Source organism: Vibrio sp. JZG120 (assembly GCF_053890955.1).
Genome location: NZ_JBSRRK010000001.1, coordinates 161,835 through 182,502 on the forward strand (window position 1 = coordinate 161,835; position 20,668 = coordinate 182,502).

Annotated in this window: 16 protein-coding genes; 6 read left to right on the plus strand and 10 right to left on the minus strand. The window is 46.9% G+C overall.

The window, feature by feature from the left end; genetic code table 11:
* Nucleotides 1-34: 34 nt before the first annotated feature.
* The 7 genes from ACWPOD_RS00765 to ACWPOD_RS00795 form a co-directional block, all read right to left on the minus strand.
* A complete protein-coding gene (locus tag ACWPOD_RS00765; protein ID WP_456231429.1) occupies nucleotides 35-2,491 on the minus strand; it encodes a GH92 family glycosyl hydrolase in 2,457 nt (818 codons plus the stop codon).
* 72 nt (nucleotides 2,492-2,563) lie between these two features.
* Complete coding sequence (locus ACWPOD_RS00770) at nucleotides 2,564-5,269, minus strand: GH92 family glycosyl hydrolase (protein ID WP_456231430.1); 2,706 nt, start codon at nucleotides 5,267-5,269, stop codon at nucleotides 2,564-2,566.
* Between the two features lie 47 nt (nucleotides 5,270-5,316).
* On the minus strand, nucleotides 5,317-7,737 hold the full coding sequence (locus ACWPOD_RS00775) for a GH92 family glycosyl hydrolase (RefSeq protein ID WP_456231431.1): 2,421 nt from the start codon (nucleotides 7,735-7,737) through the stop codon (nucleotides 5,317-5,319).
* A 134-nt stretch (nucleotides 7,738-7,871) separates the two neighbouring features.
* A complete protein-coding gene (locus ACWPOD_RS00780) occupies nucleotides 7,872-10,703 on the minus strand; it encodes a GH92 family glycosyl hydrolase (RefSeq protein ID WP_456231432.1) in 2,832 nt (943 codons plus the stop codon).
* Between the two features lie 121 nt (nucleotides 10,704-10,824).
* On the minus strand, nucleotides 10,825-12,225 hold the full coding sequence (locus ACWPOD_RS00785; protein WP_152813424.1) for a fructose-specific PTS transporter subunit EIIC: 1,401 nt from the start codon (nucleotides 12,223-12,225) through the stop codon (nucleotides 10,825-10,827).
* A gap of 11 nt (nucleotides 12,226-12,236) precedes the next feature.
* Nucleotides 12,237-12,677, minus strand: a complete 441-nt coding sequence (locus tag ACWPOD_RS00790; protein ID WP_005436338.1) for a PTS sugar transporter subunit IIA — start codon at nucleotides 12,675-12,677, stop codon at nucleotides 12,237-12,239.
* A gap of 300 nt (nucleotides 12,678-12,977) precedes the next feature.
* Nucleotides 12,978-13,451 carry a peptide-methionine (S)-S-oxide reductase gene (locus ACWPOD_RS00795; protein WP_046873828.1) on the minus strand — a complete coding sequence of 158 codons (474 nt, stop codon included), beginning with the start codon at nucleotides 13,449-13,451 and terminating at the stop codon, nucleotides 12,978-12,980.
* Nucleotides 13,452-13,609: 158 nt separating this feature from the next.
* On the opposite strand from ACWPOD_RS00795, the gene ACWPOD_RS00800 reads away from it, so the two are divergent.
* Both ACWPOD_RS00800 and ACWPOD_RS00805 read left to right on the plus strand, forming a co-directional pair.
* Nucleotides 13,610-13,999 (plus strand): VOC family protein, encoded by a 390-nt coding sequence (locus ACWPOD_RS00800; protein WP_257887323.1) that lies wholly within the window; start codon nucleotides 13,610-13,612, stop codon nucleotides 13,997-13,999.
* Nucleotides 14,000-14,090: 91 nt separating this feature from the next.
* Nucleotides 14,091-14,831 (plus strand): DeoR/GlpR family DNA-binding transcription regulator, encoded by a 741-nt coding sequence (locus ACWPOD_RS00805; RefSeq protein WP_053808097.1) that lies wholly within the window; start codon nucleotides 14,091-14,093, stop codon nucleotides 14,829-14,831.
* A 3-nt stretch (nucleotides 14,832-14,834) separates the two neighbouring features.
* On the opposite strand, the gene ACWPOD_RS00810 is transcribed toward ACWPOD_RS00805, so the two are convergent.
* Genes ACWPOD_RS00810 through ACWPOD_RS00820 form a run of 3 tightly spaced genes read right to left on the minus strand, consistent with a single transcriptional unit; the run spans nucleotide 14,835 to nucleotide 16,632 of the window.
* On the minus strand, nucleotides 14,835-15,191 hold the full coding sequence (locus ACWPOD_RS00810) for a VOC family protein (RefSeq protein ID WP_048624733.1): 357 nt from the start codon (nucleotides 15,189-15,191) through the stop codon (nucleotides 14,835-14,837).
* A gap of 29 nt (nucleotides 15,192-15,220) precedes the next feature.
* Entirely contained in the window at nucleotides 15,221-15,874 is a 654-nt protein-coding gene (locus ACWPOD_RS00815; RefSeq protein ID WP_005392655.1) for an isochorismatase family protein, read from the minus strand.
* A gap of 32 nt (nucleotides 15,875-15,906) precedes the next feature.
* The gene (locus tag ACWPOD_RS00820) at nucleotides 15,907-16,632 is read right to left on the minus strand and encodes an NUDIX domain-containing protein (RefSeq protein WP_005373953.1); all 726 of its coding nucleotides are present in this window, start codon (nucleotides 16,630-16,632) and stop codon (nucleotides 15,907-15,909) included.
* Between the two features lie 299 nt (nucleotides 16,633-16,931).
* Between ACWPOD_RS00820 and pncB the strand changes: the two genes are divergently transcribed.
* The 4 genes from pncB (at nucleotide 16,932) to ACWPOD_RS00840 (ending at nucleotide 20,620) form a co-directional block, all read left to right on the plus strand.
* A complete protein-coding gene (pncB, locus tag ACWPOD_RS00825) occupies nucleotides 16,932-18,242 on the plus strand; it encodes a nicotinate phosphoribosyltransferase (protein ID WP_074190011.1) in 1,311 nt (436 codons plus the stop codon).
* 335 nt (nucleotides 18,243-18,577) lie between these two features.
* Nucleotides 18,578-18,937, plus strand: a complete 360-nt coding sequence (locus ACWPOD_RS00830) for a hypothetical protein (protein WP_005373947.1) — start codon at nucleotides 18,578-18,580, stop codon at nucleotides 18,935-18,937.
* Between the two features lie 214 nt (nucleotides 18,938-19,151).
* Entirely contained in the window at nucleotides 19,152-19,670 is a 519-nt protein-coding gene (locus ACWPOD_RS00835; RefSeq protein WP_005392659.1) for a glycine zipper 2TM domain-containing protein, read from the plus strand.
* A gap of 170 nt (nucleotides 19,671-19,840) precedes the next feature.
* Nucleotides 19,841-20,620 (plus strand): methyltransferase domain-containing protein, encoded by a 780-nt coding sequence (locus ACWPOD_RS00840; RefSeq protein ID WP_104973419.1) that lies wholly within the window; start codon nucleotides 19,841-19,843, stop codon nucleotides 20,618-20,620.
* The last annotated feature ends 48 nt before the right edge of the window (nucleotides 20,621-20,668 follow it).

Here is a 20,668-nt window from a genome sequence, read left to right on the forward strand (position 1 = left end):
CTGCTTATTCTTTAAACACGAATTACATAAAACGTTACTGGGCTTGAAGCGCTTCTTGCTTGTCACCCGTCATGACGAAGTGAAGCTCGCCGCCCGCTTTGATTTCGCTGTGTTTGAAGGTGAAGTTGGCATCCAGCGGTTTGCCGTTGATGGTTACGGACTTCACGTACTTGTTGTGTGGGCTGTTGTTGTCTGCGATGACTGTGAACTCGCCGCCTTCCACTGGAATGGTGATTTCATCAAACATAGGGCGACCGATGGTGTAAACCGGATCCGCAGGCGTCACTTGGTAGAAGCCCATTGCCGACATCAAGTACCAAGAGCTCATCTGACCTACGTCTTCGTTACCAATCAAGCCAGTTGGCTCGCTGGTGTACATCTCTGACATGATGCGGTCTAGGTACTCTTGCGCTTTCCATGGCTCATCCGTTAGCGCGTATAGGTAAGGAATGTGGTGCGATGGCTCGTTACCGTGCATGTACTGACCGATGTAACCCGTTAGGTCTGGTAGCTCTTCGCCTGTGTTTGAAGAACGTGCATTAAATAGCTCGTCCAAATCTTCACGGAACGCTTTCTCTGGCGTGGTGTCTTTGCCTTGCGCCAAGTCGGCTTGGTAGATTTCTTGTTTCAGGCGGTTGAAATCGTGCATTGGTTGGAACTTCCATTGCCACGCGTTCCCTTCGGTGTAGGCAAACTCGTCCACGTAGTAAGGGTCGAATGGTAGCAGCGGACATTTCTCTTTCATCACACCTGAGCCTTCTGGCCACTCAACCATTTCACACTCATCCAAACGATCTTCATCAATCGGTTGGTTGAACTCCAAAGGTGGTTTGTTTGGTGATGAGCTTAGCGGGTGGTTTTTCGGACGTAAGAAGCCTGTCTCTGCATCCCAATGGTTAAGCCAGTTGTCGGCACGAGTCATAAACTCTTCTTGCAGTTTTACATCGCCAGCCATGCGCGCGATTTCTGCCATTGCCCAGTCGCCATATGCAAACTCAAGCGTGTAAGACGCACTGTTCCAGTAACCGTGATGAACAAAGCCGTTTTCTTCGTACACCTTCACTTGCACAACGTTTGCTGCGCCGATGTTGTTGTCTTCCGTCCAATCTGGGAATTCAGATGCCTCGTGGTAACGCACCGTAAACTCAGCCGCTTCTTTGGCCAGTTGTGGGTCGATGTCTAAGCCTTTCGCCATCGCGTCAGCAATGATAGAAACCGCAGGGAAGCCGATCATCGTGCCCGTGTAATGGCTGTGCAGTTCCCATTTCGGCAAGATGCCACCGTCTTCGTATTTACGAATCAGGTCGTTGGCAAACTCTTCGGCACGTTCCGGATCGATGATGGTTTTCAGTGGGTGCGCTGCACGGAAAGTATCCCACATGGAGTACACGGAGTAGTTTGGTGTGTCACCCGCGTCTTTTTGAATGCGAGTACGCATCGCAGGGTATTGACCGTCGACATCTTGGAAAATCATTGGCGCGATAGAAGCGTGGTAAAGCGCGGTGTAGAAGATCTCTTTCTGATCTTCCGTGCCGCCAGATACCATCATGCGGCTAAGCTCTTGGTGCCATGCGTCGTTGGCTTGAGCGCGCGCAGTATCAAATGACACACCTTTCGCTTCTGCTTCTAAGTTCTTCTCCGCACCTTCTGTGCCTGTTGGTGACAAGCCTACTTGGATTTCTAGCGGTGTTGATGATGGTGCGAATTCTAGGTAAGCGATGGTTTTCACTACGTCGATGTTGTCGTTGTTTACATCGATTTCCGTTTCTGCGCCGTCAACCAAAGCGATGGCTTTGACGATAGGTTGGTTGAAAGTGGCGTAGAAGTAAACGTGCTGGTTGTTCGCCCAACCGTTCGAGCTACGTAAACCGCGTATGGTGTAAGCGTCGACAAACTCTAAGTCACCCTTCATGGTGCGGTTGTTGAAGTGACCTTTGTTGAGGGTATGGTCTAAATCGAACTTGATGTGTGGCGTAGTGCCTTCTTTGAAGGTGTAGCGGTGGAAGCCAACACGTTGCGTGGTAGTTAGCTCGGCTTTGATTTCGCCTTTGTTCAGTTCAACCGCGTAGTAGCCCGCTTCTGCAGTTTCGTTGTCTTTATCGAAGGTATTGAAAACGGCGTTTTGTTTCTTGGTAAAAGGCAGAACTAAGATGTCACCAAGGTCGGTAATGCCTGTGCCAGAAAGGTGAGTGTGGGAGAAGCCATACACTGGGATTTCAGTCAGTTTGCCGTGGTCGAAGTAACCTGCGGCAGAGCCCCAGCCTTCCATTTCGGTATCAGGAGAAAGTTGTACCAAACCGTAAGGCACGACCGCCCCCGGGAAGGTGTGACCATCTGCACCTGTACCAATCAATGGATTGACGTATTGAGTTAGTGTGGTATCGAGGGATGGTGTACCAGATTTGCTGTTGTCGTCGTCGCTGTTACAACCAGCAAGACCAAACATGGCAGCGAGAATAGCGGTAGAGATAAGGGTTCTTTTTAGTTTCATTTTTATGGTTCCACTGAAGTGAAGTTTTTTAGGGGGCTAGGTGCCCCCTTTCGTTATTTGGATGGGTATCGACTACTGCGCTTTCATCGCTTCAGATTTGTCTGAAGTCATGACGAAATGCAGCTCACCACCGTCTTTCAAATCGCTGTGCGCGAAGCTGAAGTTGTCACTCAATTGTTTGCCGTTGATGGTCACCGACTTCACGTAGATGCTCTCTTGGCTGTTATTTTCTGAGGTGATGGTGAATTTACCGTCCGCGACTGGAATCACGGCTTTGTCGAACAGAGGACGACCGATGGTGTAGCTTGCTTCGCCCGGAGTGACTTGGTAGAAGCCCAATGCAGACATCACATACCACGCCGACATCTGACCGACGTCTTCGTTACCAATCAGACCTTCATGGGTTGGGTGGTAGAACTCGTTCATCGCTTGATCGACAATTTCTTGTGTCTTCCAAGGCTCTGCCGTCCAGTTGTAGAGGTAAGGCACGTGATGATCTGGCTCGTTACCCATCACGAATTGACCGATGTAGCCAGACATGTCGTGTGATTGGCTCGTATCGGCGTTGGAGTCTGCATTAAACAGCGCATTCAAGTTAGCGAGGAATGCCGCTTTGCCTTGTTCGGTTATGTCTTCAGGAAGAGAGAAGTCAGTACGGTCGATGTGCTCGCCACCCATTACGTTAGCCAGACCGTTCAAGTTGTGCGGTGCAAACCATGTCCATTGCCATGTATTGCCTTCGGTAAAGTCTTCACCACGGTGCTCGGCGCGGTAAGGCCAGAACACGTCACTTTCGTTGAGTGCTTTGCGGTCTTTACACGCGTTGTAGTCCATACCGTCTGGGATAGACAGCGCCATGTTCTCGTCCAAACATTCGGCTTTCAGGTTGTTTGCCCAAACCTTGCTGCCGCTGTTCATGTAAGCCGGACGCATAAAGCCTGTTGCACCCAATGCGTTGCCTTTGGTGTCTTGCAGTTTGCCGTATTGTTCTGGGTTGTAATCGAAGTAGTTCTTGAACGATTCAGAACGTGCCATGTAGCGGTCGTACTGTTGGTCGTTGCCCGCAAGTTTAGCGATCTGAGCGATACACCAGTCGTAGTAAGCGTTCTCAAGACCGTAAGACACCGACTCGTTCACGAGCTCGTCGTATTTATCGACTTTTAAGCCTTCCACGTAACTCGGTTTGTCGCCAGAATCCGGCGCCCATTTGGTGTTAGCTGGAATAAAGCCGACGTCTTCTTGGTAGTCGTTATGACGTGTCATGACCGTGAAGCGTTTGTCACCGTTCCAAGCGTCTTGGTAAGGCACCCAGCTCTCTGTTTTATCAAGGTTGAAGTTGACCGTTTCGTCAGCCGCTTTCAGTGCCAAATCAAACTCAGCCGCGGTAAAGGCTTCTGGGTGTTTGACCATAATATCCGCGATAACCGAGACCGCAGGGTGACCGACCATTTCACCGGTGTAATCCGAGTGCAGTTCCCATTTTGGCAGCACGCCGCCCGTTTGGTATTTGTTCAATAGATCGCGTGCGTGTTCAATCGCGCGGTCTTTATCAATGATGGTTTTCAGTGGGTGTGCGGCGCGGAAGGTATCCCACATTGAGTATACCGAGTAGTTCACTAAGCCGTCTTCTGCTTGGTGCACTTTGCCATCCATGCCACGGTATTTGCCATCCACGTCTTGGTATAGGAATGGAGCAACGAACGTACGGTATAGCGAGGTGTAGAACATGGTCTTGTCGGCTTTGTTGCCGCCTTCCAGTTCAAACTCGCCAAGGATGTTTTCCCAAGCCACGCGGTTTTGTTGTACGACGTTGTCGAAGTCCCAGCCGTTGGTGTCTGCTTCTAGGTTTTTCAGTGCGCCGTCAACGCCAGTGCCAGAAATCGCTACTTTGACCACCAATGGCTCATCGCTCTTGCCAAAGTTCAAATGCGTCAGGACATCGTTTGCGCGTTTCGCCAAACGTTCTGGATCAGGTTCTGGTTCACCCGGCATTGGTTTGTGCTCTGCGTAACCGCGGTAATCTTCCAAGCCGACTTCGGTAGCGTCAGTTGGAGTCAATTTGCTTTCAGAAGCCAGCTTGGTGTACAGGTTCTCTTCAATGATTGGATCAGAGAATTCTGCCGCGAAGAACACGGTTTGCCATTGACCCCATTCGTTTGAGGTACGCGCGCCTACGACGGTGGTATCGTTAACGCGTTTGTAGTAGATGCTGCGAGAGTGGTTGCCGTATTGCTCCAACAGTTCGTGTTGAAGATCGATACGTACTTTGCGGTCTTCACCCGGTTTGAAGGTGTAACGTTGGAACGCCACGCGGTCGGTCGCCGACAGCTCAGCTTTTACGCCGGTTTCTACAAGATCAACCGAGTAGTAACCAACCTCTGCCACTTCCGAGCTTTTATCCATGGTCACAGCATCAGTATTGAAGCCTGTGTATGGCAAGAAAGCGAAGTCGTTTAGGTCGCCTTTACCTGCGCCAGAAATGTGGGTCATTGAGAAGCCAGAAAGCAGGCTGTGCACAGGATCGTATTCAACAGGTGAGCCTTTACCATTCCAACCGTTTGGATCGAAGTTATCTGGTGAAGGTTGAATCATACCTTCTGGCATAACTGGAGATGGGTTAACGTTGCCAAGACCTTTAGTGCCGATCAAGGTATCAACGAATTCCAAAGTAGGGGTAGAAATAACCGGAGTTTCTGGATCAGAGTCGCAGCCACAACCAGCAAGACCAAGCATGGCGGTTAACACTGCGGTAGAGAGTAGGGTTCTTTTTAGTTTCATTGTTTTTATTCCACGAGAAAAGGGGACACGAGGTCCCCTCAAAATCATTATTCGCCTAGGTTGGCTTGCATTGCTTCAGACTTGTCAGCCGTCATCACGAAGTGCAGTTCGCCGCCTGCTTTGAATTCGCTGTGCTGGAAGGTGTTGTACACATCCAGAGGCTTACCGTTGATGGTCACTTCTTTGATGTACATGTTGTCTGGACCGTTGTTCTCAGCCGTTACCGTGAAGGTGCCAGAGCCAATGTCTACCGTCGCTTTGTCGAAGATTGGACGACCGATGCTGTAGGTTGGATCGGTTGGCGAGATTTGGTAGAAGCCCAGTGCTGACATCAAGTACCACGCCGACATTTGACCTACGTCTTCGTTACCTATGATGCCGTCTGGCGTCGGTTTGTAGAACTGGTCGTAAACTTGGTCTAGGTATTCCTGCGCCTTGTGAGACTCTTCAGTACGGTTGTACAAGTAGATAACGTGGTGCGAAGGCTCGTTACCGTGAATGTACTGACCGATGTAACCTGTCATGTCTTGGTGCGCTTCGCCGCCATTTGGATCGGCAGTAAATAGGTTGTTCAGCTTGTCGTTCAGACCTTGTGTGCCGCCCATGATTTCAGTCAGCTTGTCCAAGTCTTGCATGAACGCCCATTGCCACTGCCATGCGTTACCTTCTGTGTAGTAGAACGCGTCAGATTTGTAAGGGTCGAAGTCAGTGGAAGCGTATTTCAGTGCACATGGGTCGCCTTCTTTCAATTCTGTTGGTACGAAGAAGCCCGTGCCGTCGGCGTTACCTGCTTTCGCATCCCAGTGTTTCAAAGAGTTGTAAGAACGAGCTTTGAACTCTTCATACGCGTCCATATCGCCAGCGGCTTTTGCCATTTCTGCGATCGTCCAATCGTAGAATGAGAATTCCAACGAGTACGATACTGAGTTCCAGTTCGGGTAACGAACACACTGTTCTTTCTCGTGGTAGTTCAACTGACCTGCCATGAGTGAGCTTAGGATGTCGTCATGAATCTGTGGGTACTCATGCGGTGTGTAGCGAGCTGATTTCACTGATGCGGTGTAAGCTTGCTCTGCATCAATCAAGCCTTTGGTTACCGCATCGCCCAGAATCGCTGCCGATGGGTAGCCGATCATGGTGCCGGTTTCTGAGCCATGCCCTTCCCATTTCGGCAATAAACCAAACTCGTCGTTAGACTTACGAATCAAGTCTTTCACGTAAAGCGTTGCTTGATCTGGGTCGATGATGGTCCACATTGGGTGAACCGCGCGGAACGTATCCCACGTTGAGTAAATCGAGTAGTTTGGTGTGTCGCCATCTTTCAGTGTGCGCACCGTGCCAAGCATATCTACGTATTGACCATCCACATCGTAGAACTCGATTGGCGCGATCATCATGTGGTACATGCCAGTGTAGAAGTTGGTTTTCTCTGCGTCTGTGCCGCCTTCTACTTTGATTTTCGCCAGCTTCTCAGCCCACGCGTATTCCGCGTCTTCTTTCACTTTTGCTAGATCGAAACTTGGTGCTTCCGCCTCTAAGTTTTTCTGTGCGCCTTGCCAGTTAACTGGAGAGATACCGACGCGGATTTCAATTGGCTCTTCGCCAGTGCCGAAGTTTAGGTAAGCCGTTAGATCATCGCCTGAGTAAACCGCACCATTTCGCATTTCGCGCGTCGGTTCTAGGTCTTGTTCACCCAACAGTGCTTTGGCGATTGGTTGGTTGAATTTCGCGTAGAAGAAGATGTCCTGACCTTGGTGATCTTGCCCTTGGAACCAACCTGTTGATGTTTTACGACCGCGAATGGTGTATTCGTCCACCACTTCTACTTTGTTCTTCAAAGATTTGCCGTTGTTGTTCATTAGGGTATGGCCCAAATCGAACTTCACGTTGCGGTCTGCGCCATCAGCAAAGGTGTATTTGTGCAAGCCAACGCGTTTGGTTGCGCTCAGTTCAACTTCGATTTGACCTTGGTTTAGCTTGGTTTTGTAATAGCCTGCGCTTGCTTCTTCATTGGCTTTGTCGAAAGAGTTCAGTTGTGTGTTCGCCATGTCTGCGTATGGCAGAACCAAGATGTCGCCTAAGTCCGTTGCGCCTGTACCTGAAAGGTGAGTATGGGAGAAGCCGTACAGCGGAACGTCAGTGTTAACTACTTCGCCAGTTTCGTAGTTGGATGAATCCCAGTAGCCAGATGCCGAGTGCCAAGGATTAAGTCCTGATTCATGGTCTGTGTTAGAACCGATGAAAGTATCTGGAGACAATTGAACCATACCTGCCGGTACCGTCGCGCCCGGGAATGTATGACCAGAAGCCGCTGTGCCGATCATTGGATCGACGTATTTCAATACCGCAAGATCAACAATTGGATCGCCCGGTAGTGAAGAGGAAGAATCGTTGTCGCTGTTACAGCCAGCCAAGCCACCTGTCAGACCAACCAGGATAGCCAAAGAGATAAGATTACGTTTAAACATGTGCATACCGTTTTGTCGTTATTCGTATATAAAAAAGTGTTTATAAGAGACTGTTTATAAAGGACTGCTTATAAAATTTGCTTGTAGGGATAGCCGGGAGATGCGCTCCCCCGGCTGAGTTGTCACTATTGGGATTAACGAGAACCTGCTGGCATCTCGTCTTCATGCAAGAATTCACCGATGCCTTGTGCTGGTGGAAGATCTTGCTCTAGAGAGCCCCAACGTTGATTTGGTTTGTCGCCCATCACGAACTCCAACTCACCGCCGTACATGATTTCGTCATGAGTCAGGTAAGTGCGGTTGAAGTCTTTGCCGTTGTAGCGAGCCGATTGAATGAAGATGTTTTCGCGGCTAACGTTCTTCGCGGTAACGGTGAACTTCTGGTTGTTGCCGACATCGATAGACGCGCTTTCAAACAGCGGAGTACCGATTTCGTAGATGCCAGAAGAAGCGTTTACTGGGTAGAAGCCAAGTGCACGGAACACGAACCAGGCAGAGAGCGTACCGAAGTCGTCGTTACCACAAATGCCGTCAGCGGTGTTCTTGTAGCAAATGTTGGTTGCTGCGGCGATGGCTGCCTGACCTTTCCAAGGTTGACCTACGTAGTTGTACAAGTACGGAACGTGGATATCTGGTTCGTTACCTTGCACGTGCTGACCAACGTTACCTGTGTTGAACACTGGGAATTGGTTGTCGCCTGCGTTGCGATCTGGGTAGGTTGACCAGTACTCATCCAAGCGTGCTGCGAACAAGTCTCCGCGTTCTGCTTCAGGGTTTTGTGTCTTGTCGAAGCGTGTCATCAGGTCAATCAAGCCATGAATGTCGTGCTGAACACTGAACGAGTATTGCCAGCCATTCGATTCAGAGAATGCCCAGTTGAACATGTCTGGACGCCAGTCTTTACCCACCGCACGACCAGTGATTGGGTCTACCCAACCTGCATCGATAAATTCGCCATCGTAGTCACGTGCTTTGAACCAACCTTGGTATTGCTTACCACCGAAGTCGAATTGTGCTTGCCAGTTTTTAGAACGGTTAGCGAACTCGGTGTAGCGTGGGTCCTCTTCACCGAACACTTCTTTGATCGATTGTGCGATTGCCCAGTCGTTCATTGAGTATTCAAGCGAGTAAGATGCTGTCCAAGAGTCTTTAAATGGTGAGTGACTGCCGTAAGAATCTGGTGGAGTGTCGTGCAATTGCGCTGGCACGTAACCTTGTTCTTCGTACTCTTTGATCCATGCTACGCCTTGGCTCGTTGCGGCGCGCGCGTCAGTGATCATCGCTTCAACTAAACGTTCTTTAACGTCTTTGCGCTCAGCTTCTGTGAAGCCAAGATCGATCATGCGTTTTTCTAGTGAGCCTTTCGACAACACATCATGAATCACAGGCGTTGAGTGCATGCCCATCATCATGCCGGTTTCGTTGCCTTTGAATGTCCACTCAGGCAGGCGACCTTTGCGCACGTTGCCTTTGTCATCCACCCATTCTTCTTCAGCGTAAGACAGCATAGACAGCACCACGTCTGCTAAGCGGTCTGGCTCAAGAATCGAAGACAACGGTTGAACTGCGCGGTAGGTATCCCACAAAGAGAAAGTGTCGTAGCGCGTGAAGTCTGCTTTGCCATCTTTGTTAGCATCGGCTGTGCGGATCGACTCTTTTAGCGTATCAATCTTATCGCCCCAAGGTGTGTTGCCATCTGGGTAAGCGTTGCGACCTTGGTGAACTTGGCGGTAGCGACCATCTAAGTCAGAGTGAATAGTTTGACCTAGGTACGAGTGGTACATCGCGGTGTAGAAGGTCTGTTTGTAATCTTCGTCGCCAGAGACTTGGATCTTGCCGAGTTCGTCTTCCCATTTTTTCGTTGCCGCTTCGCGTACTTGGTCGAAGTTCATGCTAGCAACTTCTGTCATGTTAAGAGAAGCACCTGATTTACCGTTCTCGCCAATCTCAACGTTTGATAGCGCCAATTTCGCTTCAACCGTTAAGCCGTCTTTGGATGTGTCGAACTCTACGTAAGCGCGCGCGTATTGGTACTTGCCACGTGTCTCGTTACCGATTTCCGTAATACCTTCTGGCACGTCCATGTAACGACCTTGCTCTTTATCGTAGTAAGCAAAGCGAACGTTTTTGATTGGTTGGTCGAATTCCATCACGAAGAATTCTTTTTGGCTTGGTGCCCAGCCGTCAGAGAAACGGTGACCTTCAAGACGGTTATTGTCTTTGTCCCATTTCAAGTAAGAATCAGAGGTGTAGTCCCAGTTAATTTTGAAGCCAGTGTTCACGATGATTTCTGACTTCTCATCACGAGGGAAGGTGTAGCGGTGTACACCAACGCGATCCGACGCCGTCAATTCAGCTTTGATGTCGTAATCCAATAGATCGACTTTGTAGTAGCCTGCCGTAGCTTGCTCGTCACGATGTTGGAAGCGAGACGCTTCTAGGTTTAGCGTTGCCGAACCTTCATCAATCATGTAGTCCGAACGTGAGTTGATTGGCATGACGAGAATGTCGTTCAAGTCGCCAGCACCTGCTCCGGAAAGGTGGGTATGAGAGAAACCGGAAGTACGTGCGTCGTGGTAGTAGTAGCCTGAAATGTATTCCCAGCCGTTAGAACCGTTGTTTGGAGAAAGCTGTACCATGCCGTGTGGTGTGGTTGCACCAGGGTAGGTGTTGCCTAGGTTACCTGTGCCGATGAATGGGTTGACGTAGCGTGTTACGTCCATATCGGCGAAATCTACTGGGATGTGAACGCCCATGTCGATTTCAGGTGTTTCTGGGTTTGGCTTGTCATCGCAGTCGCCATCGCCAACTGGAGGACATACTGGCTTGCCGCCGTCAGGAATATCCGGCAGTGCAGGGTTGGTGTCACCGCCTTCATAAATGTTGGTTGTGTCGTCGTTACAGCCAGTCAGACCGACTAGACCACTGAGAACTGCGCAAGCGAGTAGGGAAGGTTTGAATTTCATTTTTAAAGCCTTGTAAATTGTAGGGTTATATAATTAAAAAAATCAGGGGTATTACTAAAACTTAAAAACTTGAAATAGAGCCCTTTGGGGGAAAGGGCTCTTAGGGGGAGGAGCTTAAGGTTTAAGCTTTCACAAGAGTCGCTGCGTTACGCATCGCTTCTTTCGTTGAACACTCAACAACGTTTGCTTTTGCAAAGCGGTGAGCGTCTTTTACTTGGATATCGTGAGCTAGAATAACCAGCTTCGCGTTTGCTACATCTAGGTCAGTGATGCGGTTCTGGATACCGTTTTGACCTTGAGTTTCTACTTTGATTTTCAGACCTGCTGCTGCACCTGCTTTCTCTAGTGCTTTCGCTGCCATGAATGTGTGTGCTACGCCAGATGGGCAACATGTTACTGCTACGATGTCGTACTCGCCTTCGCCTGCTGCTGGAGCCGCTTGAGCTTGTGCAGGTGCTGCTTCTACGATTTCGTCTTCTGCTTCTTCTTCAGCAACTGGTTTCCAGAAGCCAACGATAACTGCTGTTGTTAGTGAGCCTAGTGCGATACCCACAACGTACATAGGGATGTTGCTTGATACAGGAGCTGTGATTAGACCGCCCCATGGTGCGTGTAGCAGTACGTCTGTTAGGAAGCCGAACACACAGCCAACGATACCACCAGCAACGATTGAAGGAAGAACGCGTACAGGGTCGTTTGCTGCGAATGGGATAGCACCTTCAGAGATACCGATAGAACCCATGATTGCTGCTGCTTTACCTGCTTCTTGTTCTTGCTTAGTGAACTTCTTCTTGAATAGGAATGTTGCTAGCGCCATACCTAGAGGAGGCGTACAGATTGCGATACCAACACCACCCATTAGCCATGGTTGAGTATCAACTTGAGTTTGAGCGAATAGCGTTGCTACTTTGTTGATTGGACCGCCCATATCGAATGCAGTCATACCACCAAGAATCGTACCTAGAACCACTTTAGAAGCGCCAGCCATAGAAGCTAGGAATTCGTTCATAGAAGCCATGAAGATCTTGATTGGCTCACCGATACCCCATAGAACGATACCTGCAGAGATAAGCGTACCAACAAGTGGGTAGATGAAGTAAGCGCCCAACGCAGTCATGTTAGCAGAAAGAGGGATCTTCTTAAGTTGTAGAACTACACCACCAGCGATAAAACCAGCGACGATACAACCTAGGAAGCCGCCGCCCATGTCAGCCATGATGCCAGAAGAGATCATCGCTGGCGCTAGTGCTGGTTTGTCTGCAATTGAGTAACCGATGAAGCCACCAAGAATAATTGGGAACAACACCAGACCTTTAATACCGATATTAGAAATATCAGCCAATAACCCGTCTGCAGGAACCGCACCTTTACCGGATGCCATTACCGCCAGAGCCAGTAGTACACCACCCGCAACGATAAATGGAAGCATGTGAGAAGTACCGAATAAAAGGTGACCTTTCATGGTACTTAGGAGTTTTTTGAAATCGCTATTATTGCTAGCTTGAGCTGTGATTGTACTCATAATTTCACGCCTTATGAATTAATTAAAATATTTAGTATTTGGTTTTCGTCTTTTGCGTTATGAATATCTTCAATAAACTCTTCGCTAAATTTTCCGAATAATTCTTGAAGAACATAAATATGGTGGTCGGCACCGTTATCAGGTGAAGCAATCATGAAGAATACGGTTGGTTTGACTCCCTCTTCGTCGCCATACTCGATGCCTTCGCGCTTTACGCCAACAGCGATTGCAGGCTCTGTTACCGCTTTGCTTTTTGCGTGTGGGTATGCGATGCCGTCCATTGAAGTCACGCTTAATGCTTCACGTGCTTCGATGTCGGTTAAAAAAGCCTCTTTGCTGCTTATTCGATTATTTTCGAATAGCATTTGCGCTAGCTCTTCAAAGACTTCTTTTTTATTATTTGCTTGAAGGTTGCCTTTAATTAAATTGACGTTTGTTAGTTCTGTAATCATTTTTTGACTCATTGGTACTGAAGTAATGAGGCAAATTTAATTAATGTTACGGTTTTCTGAAATAGTAAAAAAAAACCAATAACTATACTTTTGTATCACTCAATCTTAAGTGTGATAGCCGTCATTAATAATGCGGAATATTATAAAATTTATTATGTGATTTATATTCCAGTTATTTTGAAACAAATAACTAGACATGAAAATGAACTGGAGGAGGATCAATAGCCCTGGTTAGGATGCAAAAAGAGGCGTTGCGCCTCTTAGTTTTGAGATAATAGAAACAGCGATAAAAGCTGGCCATTAATTTTTATATTTATGCAGCAAATCTAACGGGATATGGCAGTAGTCATTTGGAAAGCGCGTGAGTCGGTCTTGGTGCTCATCATCACTTGGTACGTAGTTTGTGAGTGGCAGCACTTCTACGGCGATCTTCTCGGCATCTGGTCTTGCTGCAATAAACGCTTTAGCAATCGCTAGGTGTTGTTCGTTTTGGCTATAGACACCGGTACGGTACTTCTCACCTACGTCTTCACCTTGCTTGTTAACACTGTGCGGGTCGATGATCTCAAACAGATACCCCATTAAAGTTTCAACCGAAACTTGCTCAGGGTCGAATTGGGTTTTCACGCATTCCGCGTAGCCATCGTATTCGGATTGAGTGTTGTCCGTCGTGCCATTTGCTCGTCCTGCTTCGGTGCTGATTACGCCCGGAAGGTGGCGCATAAATTCTTGAACGCCCCAAAGGCAGCCGCCTGCGAAGTAAATTTCTTCCATCATTCTGTCCCTAAAAACTTTGCGCCATTATGGGCATCACTTTCATTCAAACACAACTCCAACCATAAAACAGGAACAACTCAGAAGTGATTTGCTCTCTTTTTTGTGCTGCGTTTCCTCGTTAGATTGAGCGCAGTTAAGAGCTATGGGGAATCCTAATGAAAATAGAACATATCGCGATTTGGACTGAACGTTTGGAAGAGCTAAAAGCCTTCTATGAGAAATATTTTAACGCGATGTCTAACGATAAATACCACAACCCAACTAAGCAGTTTTCATCTTACTTTCTTTCGTTTGAAAGTGGTGCACGATTGGAGTTGATGTCGATGGAAGGTGTGACCGCTTGTGAAAAATCTCATGCGATGCAGATAACAGGATTAGCACACTTTGCCTTCGCTTTAGGATCAGAGCAGGCGGTGGATCAATTAACCAAAACCTTAGTAGATGATGGCTACCAATGGATCGACGGTCCGAGACAAACGGGTGATGGTTACTACGAAAGCTGCATCTTAGATCCGGATGGCAACCGTCTAGAGCTTACGGTGTAACGCAGCTTCGCTTATTTCTATCGTTCACAGGCTGCTTTCATATGAAAGTATTCGGGCGTATACTGCAAGCTCATTAATAAGGAGCGAGCCTGTGAACCCAAGACAAAATGAAATCCTGCAATTAGTGAATGATCGTAAACGCGTTCAAGTCACGGAGCTTTCTGACATTATCGGCGTGTCGGGCGTGACCATCAGGCAGGATTTGAATTTTCTGGAGCAACAGGGCTATCTAAAGCGCGTACACGGCGCAGCTACCGCATTGCAAAGTGATGATATTGATACCCGATTAGAAGTCCGTTTCGATATTAAACAATCACTTGCAAATAAAGCGGCGGACTTGGTATCACCAAACGAAACCGTATTGATCGAGGGCGGCAGTGCTAATGCGCTCTTGGCTCGCACTTTAGCTGAACGCGGCGATGTGACCATCATTACCCCATCGGCGTACATCGCCCATCTCATCCGTAACACTTCTGCCAACATCATCTTGCTTGGTGGTGTGTATCAGCATCAAGGCGAGAGCCTCGTTGGCCCGCTCACCAAACTCTGTATTGAGAACATTCACTTCAGCACGGCTTTCTTGGGTATCGACGGATTTCACCAAGACACTGGTTTTACTAGCCGGGACATGATGCGTGCCGACATCGCAGAGGCCATTCTGGCAAAGAATAGACGTAACATCGTACTGACGGACTCCAGTAAATTTGGACAGATTTATCCTTCTTCAATTGGCAATACCAACGAAATATCGGTGTTGTTAACCGACAAAGCCGCTCCGAAAAGCGACCTTGAGCAAATCAAAAAACTAGGTGTGGAAGTGGTGTTGGGGTAAGTACTAATGGCTCTCCGACCATACTGCGAATTCATTTCCACTTGGTTCGGTGAAGTGGAATCGACAGCCGCCGGGAAATTCGAAAATAGGGCGGATAATTTTTCCACCATGCTGCTCAACTTTTATCTGCGTGGCCTGAATATCTGAGCTATAAAACACTAAAAGTGCGCCACCATTTGCGGTTTGGTTTACAAACTCAGATTTGAAGAATCCGCCATCTAACCCTTGTCCTGAAAATGCAGAGTATTCAGGACCATAATCGATAAAGGTCCAGTCAAAGGTACGCTCAAAAAATTGTTTTGTAGCGTTAATATTGGTGGAACCAAATTCAACGTAATTCAATTTTTCATGTTGATGCATAGTGAAATCCTTCTCGGTTACTGTCGTCTCTAGGCGAATTTTTCTACGATGATGTCATCCGCTTTTTCGACAAATAATGCGCCTTGATCCTTGAGCTCTGTCAGCACATTTTCAACATTATCAGGCAGTACTGCGCGAGTTGAAGCAAGGTTGACCACCACATTGTAGCCAAGATCCAGCGCTTGCATGACGGACTTCTTCACACAAAAATCTAGCGCGAGACCACCGATCACTAGGGTATCAATCCCGTTGAATTTTAGAAATTCATGTGCGCCTGTCGTTTTAGTATCGGCAATATCATGGAAGAAAATACCGTAAGGATGCGCATCAGGATCCATGCCTTTATTAACTTGAAAATCATAGTCCAAAACAGGTGGTAAACCGTCTAGCAGTTCAGAACCTGTTGTGCCAAGCACACAATGGCGGTTCCATTTTATATCCACATTGGGTAGACCGACGGGTTCAAGCATGTTGGCTGGTGTTTCTGCATCCCATTTTGCTTTCGGTGGGTGCAAGTCACGGCTCACCAGTTTTAATCGGCCTTTGGCATGATTACTCAGAAGCTCCGGTACGATTTCCAACGCACCTGCAACGGGTAGTTCATTTGGACATAACTCACTAAAGCCTTTCTCTGGATCAACGTCGATCACTGCTGTAGTTTGATAGTTTACTCGAACAGTCATGGCAGACTCCTTGTCTGTCTGATTGCCTGCGTTTATCCACGCAAACAGTTTTGAAAAAAGGTTACTTCGTCGCTAGTCAGCGTATATACCATTGCGGGTTTTCCACCTTTGCCTTTGTTGGTAGAAGCGACTTTATTGGTAGGTTTTAGTACGCCTGAATCTATCAAGCGGCGCTTAATCGTCATTCGGCTAATATCAATACCAAACTCTTGATAAGCAGAAATGATGTCCGCAACCAAAAACTCTTTGTCTAATGCAAACAAAAGAACCGATGTGTATTCAATGGATGCACGAAGCTTCTGCCACGCTTTTTCAATGGTTTTTTGATGGTCAAACGCGAGAGTTTCTTCTCCATTGAGTATAGCTTGTAGCGAAAACCATTTTAGTTGGCACTCTGGTACACCAGCATTGTTGATTTGCTCTACATTGTTACGATCGACCAAGGCGTAGTGCGTAATGTTTAAGCTCCAGTCTTCTGGATCACGCTTTGGATCACCGTCGATAAACGCTTCGCTAAAATGACGAGGGTAGGTATGGATTTTCTCGCGGCAAATTCGGCGACGCGCCGCCTCAAAGTTTTCATCGGCCGGGCGTCCTCCTTCACTGGTTAAGTCTTTATCAAAGACAAATCCGCCCGGTAGTGCCCAGACTCCATGGTATGGCCGATTTGGATTTGAACGTTTAATCAACAACACTTCCAATCCCTTATCGGCACAGCCAGATAGCCTGAATGGAATAATGTCGACAGATACGATCATGGTTGGGTCCTAATATTGATTTGTAAGTAATCTAGCGCATAACAAGTGGTCAATCAATGGGTAAGTAACGAGTTGTGCGAAACGTTTTTGGTAGTGCTTCATAGTACGCCTTGAGTATAAATCTACGAATGAATCTGACTTATTCACAATCTGTGTGCGAATTCTAGACAGAAAAACCTTATAAAAATGAGTGGTTAGTAACAAAAGTTGACAAACTATAGATGGGTGTTTATTGTTTACGCAAATTAGTTAGTAACAAAAAGTTATATACCCAGGAAGGGCGTGTAGAAGGGCACCTAATGACCACCAAACTATTTTCTTCCCGCATCATTCAAAGCGCTTTGGATTTTGATGTTTACAAAGTCAATATGATGAGCGCAGTAACAGCGCTTTACCCTGATGCGATGGTGTCATACAAGTTTATTGTGCGTAGCGAGGAAGATCTCTCTGAACTGCTACCAGAGGTAAAAGCAGAAGTTCTTAAACTGCAAGACATTCAATTTACGCAAGAAGAAATCGAATATATTAAGCGTGTCGCGCCTTACCTGAATCCTGATTTTGTTGATGCATTGCGCCATTTCCGGTTTAACCCGCAAAGTGATGTCTCTTTCCATAATAAAGCCATGGCTGATGGCTCAAGCCAGTTACGCATTACTATCAATGGTTTGTGGCGAGATACTATTTTGTACGAAACGATCATCATGAGTATCGTGTCTGAAGTTCGTAGCCGTCAGCGTTGGTCTGATATCCCTGTAGCGCAATTTACCACCGTTTTAGAAGAGAAAGTTCGGTACCTAAAATCCGAACTAAAGCGTCGTAACATCACTAACTTTAAGTTTTCTGATATGTCGACGCGTCGACGTTTTTCCTTTCAAGCTCAGCGCACCATGCTGGAGTTCTTGTGCCAGGAAGTGCCGGAATGTTTGACAGGAACAAGCAACTACCACTTAGCAAAAGAACTGAATTTGACGCCTATCGGTACCGTTGCTCATGAATGGTTTATGGGCCATCAAGCTCTGGTGAATGTGCGAGATTCGCAAAAAGTGGCTTTGCAACGTTGGCAAAAAATGTTTAACGGTGCACTAGGTATTGCACTGACCGACACGATTGGTATTGATGCCTTCCTTAAAGACTTTGATGAAGAGCTAAGTAACGCGTATTTCGGTGTACGTCACGATAGTGGTTGCCCTTATAGCTGGGGTGAAAAAATGATTGCACACTATCAGTCGCTTAATATAGACCCGTTAACAAAAACACTGGTGTTTACCGACGGACTTAACTTCGAACAAGCGTTAGATATTTGCGAGTATTTCCAAGGACGTATTCAGGTGAGTTTTGGTATCGGTACTTTTCTTGCGAACGATATGGGTGATTATGTTAATAAAGAGGGTGAAGCCTACCAGCCACTTTCTATCGTGATCAAAATGGTCACGTGCAATGGTTCACCAGTCGCAAAAATCAGTGACGAACCTGAGAAAGCCATGTGTGAAGATATCTTCTTTTTGATGAACCTCAAGCGCCGCTTCGAGCAACCTCTTGATTTAAATGAGTGTCGTAAACTGATTGATCGTCTAGAAACTGAAGGTCAAAACTATCTCATCGACGCGTAGGCGTTATCCTCCCATCCTTGATAAGCACCCTCTATCGTTACGACAAATTTATATAGACAAACGTAGAGGGTGATTTCGTTATAGTAATACGCAGAAGTAACCAGATACAGCGTAGGAAAGCACTCGAAAATAAGGTTGTTTTTTTGTTGTGCTATGTGCCTATGATTGGTGTAAATCGATACGTTACAGCATCGTGGAAGGTGTATTTTCATCAGACACTAAACTCAGTCTAATCACGTAGTTCATTCCCATGTACCATGAGGTCACTCGGGTATAGACGTCTATCTGCTTTTATGACTTTGGGCTTCGCGTAATTGCTTGAATCAGGAGTCAAAATGAACCTAGTAGTACATTTGCAAAAGAAAGCGATCCGAAAATATGGCTATGAGATGGCCACTCGTCAAGCATGGAAATGTGGCATCAAGGCAAATCTTGTTAAGCGCGTGATCGGCCTTTTTAAAGGACAAATTGTTTGTGTGGTTGAAGGTTGCCGCGCAGAGTTTTCTTCTCCTCTTAATAACCCCCTTCACGAAGATGACAAGCAGGGGAGATATGTGTTTGTTGGCGGTGTATGCTGGGAACCAAATAACATTATAGCGCCTGGTTTCCCTGATTTTATGTTTATGCACGTGCGTAATCTAAGCCACCGTCATAAGTATTTAACGGATGACGAACTGTTTTTAAGCTTGGCTTAAAAATAAGCCTCATAGGTTAATCAAGCCTAACCATAATCAGTAATGATACGGTTTTAGCTCAGTTGACATTCTGTTGAGTGTTTCTTGACGTACCTTTTATAAAACAGTGTTTCTTTACTCGTTAATGACAGAGGGTTTGTTTTCGCCTGATGTGATTTCCTAATTGCGATTTACTATACCGCTCATCAAAGCAAACCATACTGGGATGTAAATCATGAATATGAAATCTATCGCAATTGCAACGGCAGTTGTTGCTGTATTAGCAGGCTGTAAAGACAAAACGCCACCAGCTCCAACCCAAGCAAACATTACTTTGGTTGAAGCGGTGACTGAAACGGTGAAAAATCCACACCAAGTATGTAAAGACGTGGTAGTAACGGAGCAAGTTGCTCCTACGGATGATAATAAAATAATTGGTACGGTCGGCGGCGCAGCAGCTGGCGCGGCATTGGGTAACCAAATCGGTGGCGGCTCAGGTAAAGTGATTGCAACTGCAGCTGGTACGATCGCTGGTGCATTAACGGGTCGTAAGATTCAGGAGAACGTGCAACAAGGCGATGTAGTGACAACGACGAAAAAGCAGTGCCACACAGAATACACAACATCTGAAAAAGTAGTGGGTTACGATGTCACTTATGAAGTTTCAGGTGCGCCAACGACGGTTCGCTTAGCGAGCAAGCCAGCGACAAAAACGTTCCCAATTCAAGATGGCAAAGTTGTTCTTCCGCAATAACTAGCTCCCCAACCGAAGTAATTAACAAGCCCTTTTATCTTTGAGATGAAAGGGCTTTTTCACATAAGCGGTGTTTTCATCTATTTTCCCGCGGGAATGTGCAGCCAGAATTACCAGCTAATTTCAGCGTTCGATACAATCACTTTTCGAAAAGTACGAACGGAAAAAACATGGAAGATTTTTACCTGACCGATCGCGGTTTAGCTGGTTATTTCGAAGCGCAATGGTTCGACAAGTTCATCGAAGATAAGCAGATTGAGACGATAAACAGTCGCTCAAAACAAGTCCCACTCTCTTTTTTGTCATCACCTCACTGCTCCCAAGTTGCTGATTTTATTGCGCAGATGGCACTTGAGAGCGGCGTTCAGCCGTATTCCCTACTTGAGGTTGGCGCGGCGCTGGGAAGAAACTATTATGAGTTAGTGCAACGCTTACCTAACCTTAAAGAAGCGACGCTTGTGGAGCCTTCAAATAGGTTGATGGATGGCTTGAAGCAACTATTAATAGAAGAACAACGAGTCGAGCTAACTTATCTTCACGATGTGAACACCTTAAACGCTTTAGAGGTAGAGAATAGAGATATCGTACAGAAATGTGCTCATGTTGATTTGACGCTGATTAACCAACCTTTTGAGCACGATACTCTCCAGTCTAGCTTTGATTTAGTCGTATGTTTGAACGTGGTTGATCAATGTGAGTCGCCACTTAGCGTGATCAACGCTCTAAAAGAAGCCACCAAGGTTGGCGGGCTGATGGTTGTCTCTTGCACTTATCAGTGGAACGCGAAACACATCAAAAATGAAGAAGAAGCGGTCGATGATATCAAAGAGTACTTTGCTGAAGGTTGGCGTTTAGTATCGGAAGCCGATCATGAATATCGCATCCGGTTTAATGATCGTTTTGCAAGGCAGTTTTTATCTCATGTGGTCGCTTACATCAGAATGGATTAGAGCCACATAAAAAAACCGAGTACTTACGACTCGGTTTTTTTAGTCTTT

Excerpts from the sequence above, each read along its gene's own strand:
- ACWPOD_RS00795 (WP_046873828.1), bottom strand. The coding sequence starts at position 13,451 with ATGGAAGAAATTTACTTCGCAGGCGGCTGCCTTTGGGGCGTTCAAGAA.
- ACWPOD_RS00780 (WP_456231432.1), bottom strand. The coding sequence starts at position 10,703 with ATGAAATTCAAACCTTCCCTACTCGCTTGCGCAGTTCTCAGTGGTCTA.
- pncB (WP_074190011.1), top strand. The coding sequence starts at position 16,932 with ATGACCACCAAACTATTTTCTTCCCGCATCATTCAAAGCGCTTTGGAT.
- ACWPOD_RS00800 (WP_257887323.1), top strand. The coding sequence starts at position 13,610 with ATGAAAATAGAACATATCGCGATTTGGACTGAACGTTTGGAAGAGCTA.
- ACWPOD_RS00820 (WP_005373953.1), bottom strand. The coding sequence starts at position 16,632 with ATGATCGTATCTGTCGACATTATTCCATTCAGGCTATCTGGCTGTGCC.
- ACWPOD_RS00830 (WP_005373947.1), top strand. The coding sequence starts at position 18,578 with ATGAACCTAGTAGTACATTTGCAAAAGAAAGCGATCCGAAAATATGGC.
- ACWPOD_RS00770 (WP_456231430.1), bottom strand. The coding sequence starts at position 5,269 with ATGAAACTAAAAAGAACCCTACTCTCTACCGCAGTGTTAACCGCCATG.
- ACWPOD_RS00840 (WP_104973419.1), top strand. The coding sequence starts at position 19,841 with ATGGAAGATTTTTACCTGACCGATCGCGGTTTAGCTGGTTATTTCGAA.
- ACWPOD_RS00815 (WP_005392655.1), bottom strand. The coding sequence starts at position 15,874 with ATGACTGTTCGAGTAAACTATCAAACTACAGCAGTGATCGACGTTGAT.
- ACWPOD_RS00835 (WP_005392659.1), top strand. The coding sequence starts at position 19,152 with ATGAATATGAAATCTATCGCAATTGCAACGGCAGTTGTTGCTGTATTA.
- ACWPOD_RS00810 (WP_048624733.1), bottom strand. The coding sequence starts at position 15,191 with ATGCATCAACATGAAAAATTGAATTACGTTGAATTTGGTTCCACCAAT.
- ACWPOD_RS00775 (WP_456231431.1), bottom strand. The coding sequence starts at position 7,737 with ATGTTTAAACGTAATCTTATCTCTTTGGCTATCCTGGTTGGTCTGACA.
- ACWPOD_RS00765 (WP_456231429.1), bottom strand. The coding sequence starts at position 2,491 with ATGAAACTAAAAAGAACCCTTATCTCTACCGCTATTCTCGCTGCCATG.
- ACWPOD_RS00785 (WP_152813424.1), bottom strand. The coding sequence starts at position 12,225 with ATGAGTACAATCACAGCTCAAGCTAGCAATAATAGCGATTTCAAAAAA.
- ACWPOD_RS00790 (WP_005436338.1), bottom strand. The coding sequence starts at position 12,677 with ATGATTACAGAACTAACAAACGTCAATTTAATTAAAGGCAACCTTCAA.